The 14,427-nt window shown below is 52.2% G+C and carries 10 protein-coding genes and 1 pseudogene; 4 read left to right on the top strand and 7 right to left on the bottom strand.

The features are described from left to right. Window positions 1–23: 23 nt before the first annotated feature. The 3 genes and pseudogenes from nrfF to gltP form a co-directional block, all read left to right on the top strand. Window positions 24–858, top strand: a pseudogene (nrfF, locus tag SK39_RS27565) (heme lyase NrfEFG subunit NrfF); the annotation flags it as partial. Further along, window positions 858–1,469 carry a heme lyase NrfEFG subunit NrfG gene (gene nrfG, locus SK39_RS09625; protein WP_016149410.1) on the top strand — a complete coding sequence of 204 codons (612 nt, stop codon included), beginning with the start codon at window positions 858–860 and terminating at the stop codon, window positions 1,467–1,469. The pseudogene nrfF and the gene nrfG, both read left to right, overlap by 1 nt. Window positions 1,470–1,813: 344 nt before the next feature. Further along, window positions 1,814–3,127: a glutamate/aspartate:proton symporter GltP gene (gene gltP, locus SK39_RS09620; RefSeq protein ID WP_003031773.1), complete on the top strand. Its 1,314-nt coding sequence runs from the start codon at window positions 1,814–1,816 to the stop codon at window positions 3,125–3,127. Between the two features lie 104 nt (window positions 3,128–3,231). Here gltP and yjcO read toward each other — a convergent pair whose 3' ends face one another. From yjcO to SK39_RS09580, 7 genes are all read right to left on the bottom strand, one after another. Further along, window positions 3,232–3,921 carry a Sel1 family TPR-like repeat protein YjcO gene (yjcO, locus tag SK39_RS09615; RefSeq protein WP_003031775.1) on the bottom strand — a complete coding sequence of 230 codons (690 nt, stop codon included), beginning with the start codon at window positions 3,919–3,921 and terminating at the stop codon, window positions 3,232–3,234. 103 nt (window positions 3,922–4,024) lie between these two features. Next, the gene (gene fdhF, locus SK39_RS09610; RefSeq protein ID WP_080602221.1) at window positions 4,025–6,172 is read right to left on the bottom strand and encodes a formate dehydrogenase subunit alpha; all 2,148 of its coding nucleotides are present in this window, start codon (window positions 6,170–6,172) and stop codon (window positions 4,025–4,027) included. 205 nt (window positions 6,173–6,377) lie between these two features. Beyond that, window positions 6,378–7,838, bottom strand: coding sequence for an MdtP family multidrug efflux transporter outer membrane subunit (locus SK39_RS09600; protein WP_048216945.1), 1,461 nt, complete (start codon window positions 7,836–7,838; stop codon window positions 6,378–6,380). After that, a complete protein-coding gene (gene mdtO / locus SK39_RS09595) occupies window positions 7,835–9,874 on the bottom strand; it encodes a multidrug efflux transporter permease subunit MdtO (protein ID WP_048216944.1) in 2,040 nt (679 codons plus the stop codon). Before mdtO ends, SK39_RS09600 begins: the two co-directional genes overlap by 4 nt. Further along, window positions 9,871–10,905: a multidrug transporter subunit MdtN gene (mdtN, locus tag SK39_RS09590; RefSeq protein ID WP_044714891.1), complete on the bottom strand. Its 1,035-nt coding sequence runs from the start codon at window positions 10,903–10,905 to the stop codon at window positions 9,871–9,873. The genes mdtO and mdtN overlap by 4 nt, the downstream gene beginning before the upstream one ends. A gap of 19 nt (window positions 10,906–10,924) precedes the next feature. Then, on the bottom strand, window positions 10,925–11,200 hold the full coding sequence (locus SK39_RS09585) for a YtcA family lipoprotein (RefSeq protein WP_003844749.1): 276 nt from the start codon (window positions 11,198–11,200) through the stop codon (window positions 10,925–10,927). 216 nt (window positions 11,201–11,416) lie between these two features. After that, window positions 11,417–13,402: an alkyl/aryl-sulfatase gene (locus SK39_RS09580; protein ID WP_048216943.1), complete on the bottom strand. Its 1,986-nt coding sequence runs from the start codon at window positions 13,400–13,402 to the stop codon at window positions 11,417–11,419. 292 nt (window positions 13,403–13,694) lie between these two features. Between SK39_RS09580 and SK39_RS09575 the strand changes: the two genes are divergently transcribed. Further along, the gene (locus SK39_RS09575) at window positions 13,695–14,426 is read left to right on the top strand and encodes a response regulator (RefSeq protein ID WP_003844752.1); all 732 of its coding nucleotides are present in this window, start codon (window positions 13,695–13,697) and stop codon (window positions 14,424–14,426) included. Window position 14,427 lies beyond the last annotated feature (1 nt).

Genomic DNA, 14,427 nt, shown 5'->3' with positions numbered 1-14,427 from the left:
GGTGTTGCAAAAACGGGAGTGACCATAGATTCCGTTTTGAGCGTCTCGACCTGGAAGCCAAAGGTAACTACACCAGTGAAAAAGCGCAGATCACGCTGTGGCACAATGAGAAACGCATTGGCAGCCTGCAACCTGAAAGGCGCTTCTATGCCGCGCGTCGTCAACAGATGATGGAGCCGGGGATCCGCTGGAACCTGATGCATGACTGGTATGCGGTAATGGGTGAAAGAACCGGACCAGACCGTTATGCCATGCGCTTGTACGTGCAGACCGGCGTGCGCTGGATTTGGGGTGGGGGACTATTAATGGTCTTTGGCGCGCTGCTGAGCGGATGGCGAGGAAGGAAGCGTGATGCGTAAATTAATCACAGCGTTGCCGGATGGCGGCGTAAACGCCTTATCCGGCCTACAAGGTGCGCAAACCGTAGGCCGGATAAGCGCAGCACCATCCGGCAGAAAGTTATTACTCCTAACGCTCGTCCTGTTTTTCATTACTTTCGCTACGCATGCCCAGGTTGTGGATACCTGGCGCTTTGAAAATCCGCAACAGCAGGAACAAGCGCTGTCTATTGCCAGCCAACTGCGTTGTCCACAGTGCCAAAACCAAAATTTGCTGGAATCCAATGCGCCGGTAGCGGTCAGTATGCGCCATCAGGTTTACAGCATGGTGGCGGAAGGGAAAAGTGAAGCCGAGATAACCACCTGGATGACCGAGCGTTACGGTGATTTCGTTCGTTATAATCCGCCGCTGAATGAGCAAACGCTGCTGCTGTGGGCGTTGCCGTGCCTGTTGTTGTTGCTGGTAGGTGTCGTGGTCTGGCGAGTGAGAAAACGTCAGCATACGGAGGAAGGTGAATAATGAGCCAGTGCGAGCCGCTGTTACGCCCAATGCCCGTGAAGCGGCTGACCGCTGCGGTGGTACTGATGGTTGTGGCCTGCATTGGAGGCTACCTGTTGACGCCAAAATGGCAGGCGGTTCGTCAGGAGCAGACGCGACTGGCGGACCCTTTACATGCTTTCTCTGATGAAAATATTCAGGAAAAACAGTTGCTTTTTCTGCAATCGCAGATTCGAGCCAATCCACGGGACGGCGTGAAATGGGCGCAACTCGGGGAGTACTATCTTTGGCAAAACGCGTATCATAATGCGCTGCTGGCCTACGAGCAGGCGCTGCGTGTCGGCGGTGAAAATGCTGAGATCTATTCAGCGATGGCAACGGTATTGTATTACCAGGCCGGACAACATATGGCGCCGCCCACTCGCGAGATGATTGATAAGGCCTTGGCGCTGGACCCGGCAGAGGTCACCGCGCTGATGTTGTTAGCCTCAGATGCGTTTATGCAGGCAGACTACGCCCAGGCTATTTCAGTTTGGCAAAAAGTTATGGATTTAAACTCGCCGAGGGTGAACCGGGCACAGCTCGTTGACTCTATTAATATGGCGAAGTTGTTGCAGAATCGGCAAAAATAAATTTGTTTTATTTGTGATTTGTATCATTTTGCCTGTTTAAAAAACAGGCAAACGAACAGGTGAGCGAAAAAAACTCACGCTATGACTTCTTCATTTTTGAACATATTAAAATTCTTTTATAACAAAAAGTTATTCATCAATACCGCGATAAAATTGCATTTTTATGCATAAATTCAGCCAAAAGCCCTGTTCTTAGAGGGTTGCGCGGAATGCCATGCAGATGATAATGATAATAAGCGTTAAAAAACTCCATAAACGAACGCAACACAATTCATACCCTTTCAGTATGTACTATTCCCACACACCGCATGTGGAATAGCGCTCCATCGAGGAAGTCCGTTGTTATGAAAAATTTGAAAGTCAGCCTGGCATGGCAGATTCTAATCGCCATGGTGCTGGGCATTCTGCTAGGGAGTTACCTGCATTACCATAGCGACAGCCGCGAATGGCTGGTGGTCAACCTGCTGTCTCCGGCGGGCGATATCTTTATCCATCTGATCAAAATGATCGTCGTGCCGATTGTTATCTCCACGCTGGTGGTTGGTATTGCCGGGGTGGGTGATGCAAAACAGCTGGGCCGTATTGGCGCCAAAACCATTCTCTATTTCGAAGTGATCACCACCGTAGCGATTATTCTTGGCATCACGCTGGCGAATGTTTTCCAGCCGGGTTCCGGGATTGATATGTCGCAACTGGCGACCGTGGATATTTCGAAATATCAAAATACGACCGCAGAAGTGCAGAGCCACGCGCATGGCCTGATGGGCACGATTGTGTCGCTGGTGCCGACTAATATCGTCGCGTCGATGGCGAAAGGCGATATGTTGCCGATTATCTTCTTCTCGGTGCTGTTTGGTTTAGGCTTGTCTTCCCTACCAGCAACCCACCGCGAGCCGCTGGTGACCGTGTTCCGCTCGATTTCAGAAACCATGTTTAAAGTGACCCACATGGTGATGCGTTATGCGCCAGTCGGTGTTTTTGCGCTGATTGCTGTGACCGTCGCGAACTTCGGTTTTGCCTCCCTGTGGCCGCTGGCGAAACTGGTGCTGTTGGTACATTTTGCCATCCTGTTCTTCGCGCTGGTGGTGCTGGGGATTGTGGCGCGTATCTGCGGTCTGAGCATCTGGATCCTGATCCGCATTTTGAAAGATGAGCTGATTCTGGCTTACTCTACCGCCAGTTCCGAGAGCGTACTGCCGCGTATTATCGAGAAGATGGAAGCCTATGGCGCACCGGCTTCAATCACCAGCTTTGTGGTGCCGACCGGCTACTCATTCAACCTTGATGGTTCAACGCTGTACCAGAGTATTGCCGCGATCTTTATTGCGCAGCTGTATGGTATCGACCTGTCGCTGTGGCAGGAAATCGTGCTGGTGTTGACGTTGATGGTGACCTCGAAAGGGATTGCGGGCGTGCCGGGCGTCTCCTTCGTGGTACTGCTGGCTACGCTTGGCAGCGTGGGGATCCCGCTGGAAGGCCTGGCGTTTATTGCCGGTGTTGACCGTATCCTCGACATGGCGCGTACCGCGCTGAATGTGGTGGGGAATGCGCTGGCGGTGCTGGTTATCGCCAAGTGGGAGCACAAATTTGACCGCAAGAAGGCGCTGGCTTACGAGCGCGAGATGCTGGGTAAATTTGATAAGACCGCTAATCATTAATTAATGAAAGATTGCCGGATGGCGCTGCGCTTATCCGGCCTACGGAAGACGGTGAACTGTAGGCCGGATAAGGCGTTTATGCCGCCATCCGGCAATGCAAACCATTACCCGTTTGTTAACTTTTCAAACTCTTCGCAGCCGGTATCGAACCCTTCCATACAGCTCAGATTCAGCCAGTGTAGCGCCTTCTGTTTATTCTTCACGATAAAACCCTGCTCGCCGTTTAAGAACATCATTCCGGCCCAGTACTCGGAATAACCGGTGCGGGAGATGGCGGAGCTGCGTTTGAAATACCATGTCGCTTTTTCATCGTCTGCGGGGATCCCCACGCCGTTGGCGTAAATCAGCCCGAGCAGCATTTGCGCGTCGACGGCGGAGTCATTTTCCAGATCTTCAGAGGCGTTTTGCAGCAAGGTAATGGCTTTGGGGTAATCTGTGTGTCCTGCCTGGGTGTTGACCAGAATCCGCGCCAGGGTGAGTTCTCCTGCTTTACTGCCCGCTTTGGCTGCCTTTTCCGCCAGCGTTTTGGCCTGGGGGTAATCCAGACTGACCGGATTCGTAATTTTGATTTGCGCCAGGAGCGCGCAGGCGTCGGCATCGCCATTGTCGGCGGCTTTTTGCGCCCAATACTCGGCTTTGCTCAAATCGCCCGAACTGAACCAGGTATCGGCAAGAAAGTACTGTGCGCGACGGTCCCCTGCCTCAGCGGCCTGTAAGTACTGGCTTCCTGGCTCAGTATCACTGGCATGGGCAAAGAATGTCATAAAGAACATCAATGCAATGAGTTGTTTCATTTTGAGTTTTATTTAGGGTACGGAATGAACAGTATAAAGAGATCGTATGGATAAAAAAACAGCCTCCGGGCGGAGGCTGTTGCAGAACAGGTACGTAAACGGACTAACCCATCGCGCTTTCGCGCAGACTGGCTTTCAGCTTGTTGTACTCATCAATAACATACTGCTCGGCAGCGCGCTGATCGGCAATGCGTTCAACGTTAACGGCACAGTACTTATACTCTGGCGTTTTGGTAATCGGGCTTAAGTTCTCGGTTACCAGCTCATTACATGCGCCAATCCACCACTGGTAGGTCATGTAAATCGCGCCTTTGTTTGGACGATCGCTGACTGCCGCACGGGTAATGACCCGACCTTTACGCGAGTTAACCCACACCAGTTCTTCGTCCTGGATGCCCAGGCGTTCTGCGTCGGCGGTGTTGATTTGGGCATAGCCCGGTTCATCCGCCAGCGCGGCCAGCGCCGCACAGTTACCGGTCATCGAACGGCAAGAGTAGTGGCCGACTTCACGCACCGTAGACAGTACCATTGGGTACTCTGGGGTGAGTTTGTCGATTGGCGCTACCCAGTCGCAGGTGAAGAACTGCGCCAGGCCGTTCGGGGTGTCGAACTTCTCTTTAAAGAGATAAGACGTCCCCTGATCGGCTTCTGAGGTGTCGCGGCAAGGCCACTGGATATAACCCAGTTCGCCCATTTTCTCGTAAGTGGCACCGTAGAAATCCGGGCACAGATGACGCAACTCGTCCCAGATTTCCTGGGTGTTGTTGTAGTGCATCGGATAGCCCATACGGGTGGCGATTTCACTGATAATCTGCCAGTCCGTTTTCAGATCCCACTTCGGCTCAACGGCTTTAAAGAAGCGCTGGAAGCCACGGTCAGCCGCGGAGAATACGCCTTCATGCTCACCCCATGACGTAGACGGTAAAATAACGTCTGCGGCAGCGGCGGTTTTGGTCATGAAGATATCCTGCACGATGACCAGTTCCAGATCCTCAAAGCCTTTGCGCACTGCGGAGAGTTCAGCATCGGTCTGTAATGGATCTTCACCCATGATGTACGCCGCGCGGACTTCGCCATGCGCAGCACGGTGCGGCAGTTCGCTGATGCGATAACCGGTATGTGCAGGAAGACTTTCCACGCCCCAGGCTTTAGCGAATTTCTCGCGGTTTTCCGGGAACTTAACGTACTGATAACCCGGATAGGTATCCGGCAGCGCGCCCATGTCGCATGCACCCTGAACGTTGTTCTGGCCACGAACCGGGTTAACGCCCACGCTTGGCTTACCGAGGTTGCCGGTCAGCATTGCGAGGCTGGTCAGTGAACGCACGGTTTCCACGCCCTGATAGAACTGGGTAACACCCATACCCCACAGGATAGCCGCGCTTTTTGCCGTGGCATACATACGTGCAGCCTGACGAATATCCTGCGCGCTAACGCCAGTGATATCTTCGACGGACTCCGGCGTGTAACCTTCGACAATCTTGCTGTACTCTTCGAATCCTTCCGTACGGGAGGCGACGAACGCCTGGTCGTACAGTTTTTCTTCGATGATGACATGACCCATGGCGTTGAGCAGCGCGATGTTCGAGCCGTTTTTCAACGCGATGTGCATGTCGGCAATACGCGCGGTTTCAATTTTGCGCGGATCGCAGACGATGATTTTCGCCCCGTTACGTTTAGCGTTAATCACGTGATTCGCCACGATCGGGTGGGAATCCGCCGGGTTGTACCCGAAGATGAACACTAAATCTGTGTTATCAATTTCATTGATAGCATTACTCATTGCGCCGTTACCGACCGATTGGTGCAGACCTGCAACCGATGGGCCGTGTCAGACGCGAGCGCAGCAGTCAACGTTATTGGTACCAATAACGGCGCGCGCGAATTTTTGCATTACATAGTTGGTTTCGTTACCCGTACCGCGAGATGAACCGGTCGTCTGAATAGCGTCCGGGCCATACTTCGCTTTGATGGCGCTCAGACGAGTGGCGACGTAATCAAGCGCTTCATCCCAGGAAACAGATTCCAGTTTGCCGCCACGCTGGCGACGGATCATTGGGGTTTTCAGACGAGGGGTCAGGATCTGGGTATCGTTGATAAAATCCCAGCCATAGTAGCCCTTCAGACACAGAGTACCCTGGTTGGTTTTCCCCTGCGCCGCTTCAGCCCGGACGATTTTGCCGTTATCGACCACCAGGTTGATTTTGCAACCTGATGCGCAATATGGGCAAACCGTGACGACTTTTTTCATCGGTCTCGCTCCAGTTAATCAAATCGCGCATACGCGCTTGTCGTTTTTGTTATGCATCTTTTATGCCATGTTTTTATCAGGGGCATTCATCGATATTACGGGCGAATTTTGCGCAAAACCCTGACGAAAAACAGGCTGTCGTCATATTTGACGTGACGAAAGAAAATGCCGCGTGACGGATATCACGCGGCGAGGTCGGAGAACGCTACTTCTTGTTAGCAGGGGCCTGATAACCTCCGCCAAGCGCTTTGATGAGTTGAATATTCTGCATGAGTCGTTGGGTATCTATGACCAGGAGCGACATATCTTCTGCGATCACGGGTAATTTGGCCTCTGTTGCCAGCAGGCGACTGCTCAGGCCTCGCTGGTAAGCTGCGTCTGCTGCTGCTTGCGTGTAATGCGTGGCATCTACGCGTTCCATCTGCATTACCCGTTGTTCATTGAGCGTTTGCAGACGTGTTCCGTTAATCGCGACATCGCGCACTGCATTGAGCACCGACTGGTTGTAGCGCTCTATCATCATATTGCTGGTTGCGCGGGCGCCTTCCAGATTGGCATTCAGACGACCCCCGTCAAACAGCGGTAAACGCAGGCCGGGGATGAAGTTGATCTGCCTGCTGGTGCTTTTGAACAGTTGATCGATATGGATAGCGTCTAAACCGAAGAAGACTTTGATATCAAAGCTCGGATAAAACAGGGCGCGAGCGGCCTCGACCTGGCTCAGCGAAGCCTGCACATACCAGCGCATAGCCTGCAAGTCCGGACGTCTGGCAAGCAGGTCGTAGGAGAGCGTTGCGGGTATTCCTGTATCGACTGTTGGCAGTGCGACCGGTTTGATTTCAGGCAGATCTTTTGCGCCGGCACCGATCAGCGCCCGGAGTGATTCCCGAGTTTCTTTGATTTGTCCTTCAACCGCGACGATTTGCTTGTCCACTGCCAGCAATTGCGCACGTGCGCCATGGTACGGTACTTTTGCTTCCAGCCCGTGAGCGACCTTACTCTGGTGGGCCTTCACGGCATAATCAATCACATCGTGGGTCTGCTGCAACAAATCAAGCATCTGGTAGCTGGCTTGCATACTGTAATACAGCTGCGCGACGCCGGTCGTCAGGGAGAGTTCCACTGCTGCGGTTTCGGCAATCACGGCATTTTGTGCGCCAATAGCTGCCGCGACAGCGGAACGATGCTCGCCCCACAGGTCGAGATCCAGTCCGGCGACCAGACCAATCGTCGCTTCAGTGTAGTAGGGGCCGTCCATCCCTAATCGTGGCGCATCCAGCGCGTAGGGGCCGAGGAAGCCGTTGGCAGACGCTCGCTGGCGGTTAATCATGCCCAGCGCTGCCATCTGGAGCTGAGAACGCCCTTCCAGCAGTTCAGTCTGCGACTGCGCTTTCTCTTCACGCAGCTTCACTTCGGCGAGGTTATGGGAGCCAGACAGCGTTGCTTCAATAAGCGAGTTTAGCTGTGGGTCGTTAAACTGCCGCCACCACTGTGCCTGTGGCCATCCTGAGCTTGCCAGATGAATGTCTTTAGCCAGTGAGATCTGCTCAGGCTGTAATTGCGGATGTGGTGCAGAATCTTTGCGGATCAGTGCACAGCCGGAAAGGACCGTTGCGCCGCTGAGTATGCCGCAGAAGAGTAATCGAGGGAGATATCGGTTCATTATTGGGAGGTTCCTTGCTCCTGCTCGCTTGCTGGTATTAGCGTCGGGTGAGTCCAGTCGGGTAAACAGGTTATCTGCTGTATGATGCAGCGCTCCTGTTTGGGTAACGTTGGTAAAATGTCTTGAGATGGGGACAGGTTTTCAATCGACGGCGGAAGGCTGGATGCTGTCGCCAGGTCGGCTGCGTATTTTTCCAGCGCATCGGCCAGGTGTGTTGCGCTCTCCAGCAATACCGCGTTATCCAGCGTCGGGGCGTCATTTCGGGTGGTATCCCAGGCATAGAGAATGTCACGGCCCAGGTGAATAACGCGCTGACTACGTTGAATAAGCGCCATGCGTTCATCGCCGGGGAGTTGGCGTTCCAGCGCGACCCTCTCGCACATTTCATCACAGGCGTTAAACGTCGCATGGAGACCAATACGCATCTGAAGATAAGTGCGCATGAGAACAGCATCCTGCTGACGTGGGATCCGCAGTAATTTGCTGAGCAGTCCCAGCGAGCTTGCCAGTTTTTGTGGCAGCGCTTTGGCTTCGCTTTCCGGCCAGACAAAGGTGTAGATCACCGCAGAAACAAGAGTGCCGATCAAAATGCCGAAGGCGCGATCGCGGATTTCCACCAGGTCGTAGGTTGGGCCAAAGACGTTTTCAAGCGTTGCCAGCGCGAAGGTGACGACCATTTGGGTTCCGATATAAGAGGAACGTTCTGAGCCGGTGGCAATCCAGGCACCCATCAGGAAAAGTGGCGCCAGCACCAGGAGAAGTTCGACGATATTGTCCAGCCAGGGCATGACAAAAATCGTCATCAGCAGGGCCAGAATTGCGCCGAAAAATGCGCCGCCGAAGCGCAGTGCCATCTTCTGGTATGACGAGCCGATACTGGGGTTCGCGACAATAATGCAGGTCAGCATGCAGGTGTGGATGCCTTCCCAGTCGGTACCGGAATAAAAGACATAGCAAATCAGACATGCCAGCAGTGTTTTTAATGCGTAGCGAATATAGCCTGGGTTGGTGAACGCGTCAGATACCATTGAGGGCGGTTTAGCGACAGGAGCTGGCGGCGTATTAGGGTCCATGTGACCAAGCTGTAGCAGGGTTTGGCACAGGGGCTCCAGGCCGCATTCGCGGGCCGTTGCGGCTTCTGCCTGACTGAGTTCCCATTCACTTTGCCAGGGCATACCTCGAGCAACCGCATCTTGCAGTGCGGTTATTTCACGGCACAGTTTCTGCTGGAGATCGCGGGTTGCCGGGTTATGTGCCGTGAAATCGTAGCGATTGAGAGTAGTGTACAGATAGGTGGTTGTGGCAACGCAAGCCTGCCACCAGGCACTTTTTTCTCGCCAGTCTGCGTCATCTGCCAGACAAAAGATGTTCAGCTTTTGCAGCGCCAGCACTTCTCGTTCGATGTATTTTTCCGCAAGCGGTGTTATCGGTGCCGTCAGGTAATTGAGGGCATCACCCAGCCTGGCACGCAGGGCTTCGCGCATTTGGTTGACAGCGCGGCTGGGAAACCACAAAACGGCGATCAGCGTCATCAGTAGCGTGGGGTACAGACCAACGACGATGCACCATAACGTCAGGCGAACGACGACCTCGGGGTAGTCGAGCATGCCGGGGAAAGATTGCCCGTATATTGCAACAATCGACACGGCAAAGAAAACCAGCCCCAGGCGATGGGTTCGCATCAGGAACATGCAGGCCAGAACGATCAGGCTGGCAATGATCAGACGGACCAGAGGGTAGCTATAAGACCATTTGTAGATCAGAAATAAACTACCTATCTCTAATGCTGTGGCGACGACGAAGAGAATCGCCACGAATTTGGTATAGAAAGCATTGGACTGGATACCATAAAAGAGTACGGCAAGCGAAAGCGCCAGGAAGGGGATCTCATAGGTCATCGAGATCAGTACCACCAGCAGGCAACCCGCCCAGAGCTGCATGATTTGTGGGAGTCTTCCGGGACGTTGTTCGCTTAATTCTTCGTGAAAAAACGCCAATAGCCTGACCAGTGGCAGAGGCAAACAGTTAAGTGCTTTCATTTCTGTGGCTCAAGGGTAGCAACCGCCGATGCGCCGATGCGAAACATCTCTTCATCCGGTTTATCTACCACGATTTTTACCGGGAAGCGTTGGGCAACGCGAACCCAGTTGATAGAGCGGGAAACACGCGGCAAACCGCCCAGCACCATACCGCCATCATCAGGTAATACACCGTAGCCGATTGAATCCACTTTACCGACAAACACTTTGCCGCTGTCGCTCATCAGGCGAACATTGGCTGGTGTGCCTGCATGGATATTTTTCAGCTCTGTTTCGCGAAAATTGGCGATTACGTACCAGTGACGGGTGTCAATCAGGGTAAAAATGGGTCGCATGGCGGAAGCAAACTGCCCGACGGAGGTTTTTAATGCCACCACGCGGCCATCGAAGGGTGCGCGTACTGTTGCCATTTCAAGATGCAGTTTGGTCAGGGCGATATCGGCTTCTACGGCGATGCGCTGAGCTACCAGGGCATCAACGCCACTCACCGCGCTGGCAGCCTGCTGCGCCTGTAATAACACCGCATTAAGATCTGCCGCTGAGGCGCGTTGTGCCGTTCTGGCGCGATCAACATCTTCCGCGGAGACAAAACCTTCCGTCAGTAGTGGTTCGGTACGGCGCAGAGTATCGCTGGCTTGCTTAGCGGCTGCTCGCGCTTTTTCTACCGTAGCCCGTACGGAGTCAGCACCATATTGTTGTGCATCTACGCTGCGCTGGGTCAGCATGATCTGTTTATCCAGAGCGGCGAGCGACGCTTGTGCTTTTGCCAGATTCGCTTCATAGATACGGGGATCGATACGAAACAGCACATCACCTTGCTTGACCTGCTGGTTATCGGAAACAGCCAGTTCGACAATGCGACCACTGACTTCTGGCACGACATCGATGGTGTCGGCTGAGGCGTAGGCGTCATTGGTCGCGGGTGAGCTATCCAGTTTCCAGATGACGAAGACCAAAATAACCAGCGCAAGTACCAACAGCATCAGCGCGGGAAGTTTGTTACGCGGAGCTTTTTTCGACGAGCTTTCCATAGGGGCGTCTCAAAATAAGTTAGAAAAATACCAGCCAGAACAGCATGGAGTAGAGGGCAAAAAGGGCGGTATAAATAATCCCGATAAAGGCCAATCCGCTATATTTATGCAGAATGAATTTTCGGGTTATGAGTGTCAGGATGACACCGCCAATAAGGCAGAACAGCCAGTCGGGATAGTAAGCACCGATGACCGGAATGGCGGGAGAGAAGTTGCATCCTGTTAATAATGGCAGCGAGAGAAACCAGCCTATTATTCTCAGCGGTATCACAATGCTGGAGTTAACCGTTTGCATAACAAAATACATCCTGTTTATCGCGAACAATATCATGAGTGAATATAAAAATATAAAGCGTCAGCAGTATGGCAATTTTTTAACGAGATAAAATATCTTTGCATGCCCACCGAGTTCATAATTCATTTATTTATTCTATTGTTTTTGCGATTGCACATTGTTGTGTGAATAAATATGCTTCCAGAGATTGAAAATATCTCTGGAAGCGGCTTGTTATTAATTGGGTGTAACGACATTAACCCACAAATCAAATTGATCCAGCATCGCTATCACTTCATCCAACTTCGCGGCTTTGCCAATCACTTTGACTTTCTTCGCGTGTACCAGATCGCTCATTTTCACCTGGCCTGTCAGCACGTCGTGCAGATCTGTACGGCTGATATAGAATGAGGTGTCGGCATCTGGTTGCAGGGTCTGACGATGATTGAGCACGCTGTTGTTGAGCGTCAGATTCAGGTTCTCGCCTTTGTCCAGGTTGAAGTTCAGGCTGATGTGTTTACCTGATGCTTTCTCACTGTCCAGACGAACGGCCATGTAATCGAGCAGCATTTCTACGCTCATTCCGTTGATGGTGTCCGGGGAATTGGTGGTGCCGTGTGTAAATTTACGCACGCCTTCACGCAGTTCTTTCGCGCCGGTGAGGTAGAAACCGCGCCAGGTGGCGGACTCGGCCTGATAGCCCAGCTGTTCAAACGCATTCGCTTGCAGATTCTTAGCCGCCTGGTTGTCTGGTTCAGCGGAAATCACGTGCTTGAGCAGTTCTGACGTCCAGCGATAATCACCCTTGTCATAGGCTTCCTGAGCCAGCTCAATGGTCTGTTTTGCACCACCCAACGCTTTGACGTAGCGTTTACCCATATCTGTCTGTCCGTAAGGATCCAGATTTGCCGGGTTGCCGTCGAAGTAGCCGAGGTAAAAGTTGTAGACCGCACGCGCGTCATGGCTGACCGAACCGTAGTAGCCACGACTGGCCCAGTTATTGGCGAGCGTTGGTGGTAGTTGAATCATGTTGCCAATCTCATTCATCGTATAGCCCTGGTTAGCCATATTCAGAGTTTGATCGTGGATATACTTGATGGTGTCGCGATATTTACCGATATAGTCGTTAATATGCTGATTACCCCAGACGGGCCAGGTATGCGGCATAAACAACACTTCTGCCTGGCTGCCCCACATATCAAGTGTTTCGTTCAGATACTCGGTCCATTTGCTGGTATCGCGTGTTTTTGCACCGCGTAGCGTATAGAAGTTATGCAGCGTGTGCGTCGTATTTTCTGCCGTACAGAGCGCTTTGAGCGCCGGAATATATAAGTGCATTTCGGAAGGCGCCTCGCTGCCTGGCGCCATCAGGAAATCGAACTCCAGGCCGTCGATGACTTTTTTCTCACCGGTTTTGATGATTGATTGGGTTGGGGCAATGATAGTCGGCAGACCTGTTGTCAGCGTGACGCCCAGACCGTTGCCGATATTTCCTTGTGGGTTACGAGGCAGAAGCAGACCGTAGGAGAACAGAGCACGGCGACTCATAATATTGCCCAGCAATACGTTTTCACTGATGGCTTCTTCCATAAAGCCTGCCGGGGCGATAATCTGCACTTTGCCAGATATCACGTCATTTTCAGAGACAATGCCTTTCACACCGCCATAGTGATCGGTATGGCTATGGGTATAAATAACGGCAACAATCGGTTTTTGCGGACGATGTTGATAGTAGAGGTCCAGGCTGGCTTTTGCTGCCCCAGCGGTAACCAATGGGTCGATAACGATAATACCTGTATCACCTTCGATAAAAGTGATATTGGAAATATCCTGGCCGCGTACCTGATACATCCGTTCAGTGACTTTAAACAAGCCCGAAATACCGTTGATCTGCGACTGTCGCCATAAGCTGGGGTTTACTGTTTCTGGTGCTGGGGCATTGATATCAAACTTATAATCTTCTGCGCGATAAAAGGGTTTTCCGTCGGCATTTTTAAGAATACCTTGGTTAGGCAGTGGTGCGATAAAACCACGCTGCGCATCGTCAAAATCCTGGCGATCGGCAAAAGGTAATGATGTTAAATAATGTTGATTCTGTTGCTTTGTATATTGTGACGCTGGTTGGGATGATTCACTGGCAAATACAGGACTAACTAATATTCCGGTAGTCGCGACCAATGCAATAAAAATCCTGCTCAGGCGGAACGGCTGAGATTTATTCATATGAATCTCCATTTATCATATGTACTGTGAATTTATTAAAATAGTAAATATCGCTGCTTTAATTTTGTCATTATCATAAGTTCGAATGGTTTATTTTAAAGAAAGGAAGTGTGATCTGCGTAGTTATTCTTATTAGGTATTTGTGCCCAAAGTGCTGAGCAGAGGAAAACCTATTATGTTTACTGAATAGTGTGACAAGGATTATATTTTTATCAGATAGATCATGTGTGCTCTTTCACTTCGCCTGATATTACTCACAATAAGATGATAACGAAGTGGACGGAGTCGAATGATGAAACCCGTTGTTCTGGTTGTGGATGATGACGTGGCAGTCTGCTCGCTTTTACAGGATGTGCTGAACGAACACGTCTTTGCGGTGACCGCTTGTCACACCGGGCAGGAGGCGTTGCGCTGCATTGAGACTCAGCCGGAGATCGCGCTGGTATTGCTGGATATGATGTTGCCCGACATCAACGGTCTGATGGTGCTGCAGCAGGTGCAAAAGATGAGGCCTGGATTACCGGTGGTGATGCTGACCGGGCTTGGTAGCGAGTCGGATGTGGTGGTCGGGCTGGAAATGGGCGCTGACGACTATATCGGTAAACCGTTCAATGCGCGGGTGCTGGTGGCTCGGGTAAAGGCGGTGCTCAGACGCGTTGGCGTGTTAACGGCAGAAAGCGGCGGCCCGCAGACCACGGGGCTTTCTTTCAATGGCTGGCATCTCGATACCGCCGGTTGCCAGCTTCGTAATCCTCAGCAATTGAAGGTGGACCTGACGCAGGGGGAATACAGCCTGCTGTTGGCGCTGGCCCAAAATGCCCGCCGGGTGCTGAGCCGGGAACAACTGCTGGAGCTGACGCGCAGCGACAGCGTTGAGGTGTTTGACCGCACTATTGACGTGTTAATCATGCGCTTGCGGCGAAAAATAGAGATTAACCCGCATCAACCGATGTTGATCAAAACCCTGCGCGGGTTGGGTTATGTGTTTGCCGCCGACGTGCAGCATCACGATAAGGCGGCGTGAT

It is taken from the genome of Citrobacter sp. BIDMC107, assembly GCF_001037575.1.
GTDB lineage: Bacteria > Pseudomonadota > Gammaproteobacteria > Enterobacterales > Enterobacteriaceae > Citrobacter > Citrobacter freundii.
Note: the sequence above shows the minus strand (reverse complement) of the source record. Positions and strands in the feature narration are given on the sequence as shown.

Excerpts from the sequence above, each read along its gene's own strand:
- mdtN (WP_044714891.1), bottom strand. The coding sequence starts at position 10,905 with ATGGAAAGCTCGTCGAAAAAAGCTCCGCGTAACAAACTTCCCGCGCTG.
- gltP (WP_003031773.1), top strand. The coding sequence starts at position 1,814 with ATGAAAAATTTGAAAGTCAGCCTGGCATGGCAGATTCTAATCGCCATG.
- SK39_RS09580 (WP_048216943.1), bottom strand. The coding sequence starts at position 13,402 with ATGAATAAATCTCAGCCGTTCCGCCTGAGCAGGATTTTTATTGCATTG.
- SK39_RS09575 (WP_003844752.1), top strand. The coding sequence starts at position 13,695 with ATGAAACCCGTTGTTCTGGTTGTGGATGATGACGTGGCAGTCTGCTCG.
- mdtO (WP_048216944.1), bottom strand. The coding sequence starts at position 9,874 with ATGAAAGCACTTAACTGTTTGCCTCTGCCACTGGTCAGGCTATTGGCG.
- yjcO (WP_003031775.1), bottom strand. The coding sequence starts at position 3,921 with ATGAAACAACTCATTGCATTGATGTTCTTTATGACATTCTTTGCCCAT.
- SK39_RS09585 (WP_003844749.1), bottom strand. The coding sequence starts at position 11,200 with ATGCAAACGGTTAACTCCAGCATTGTGATACCGCTGAGAATAATAGGC.
- nrfG (WP_016149410.1), top strand. The coding sequence starts at position 858 with ATGAGCCAGTGCGAGCCGCTGTTACGCCCAATGCCCGTGAAGCGGCTG.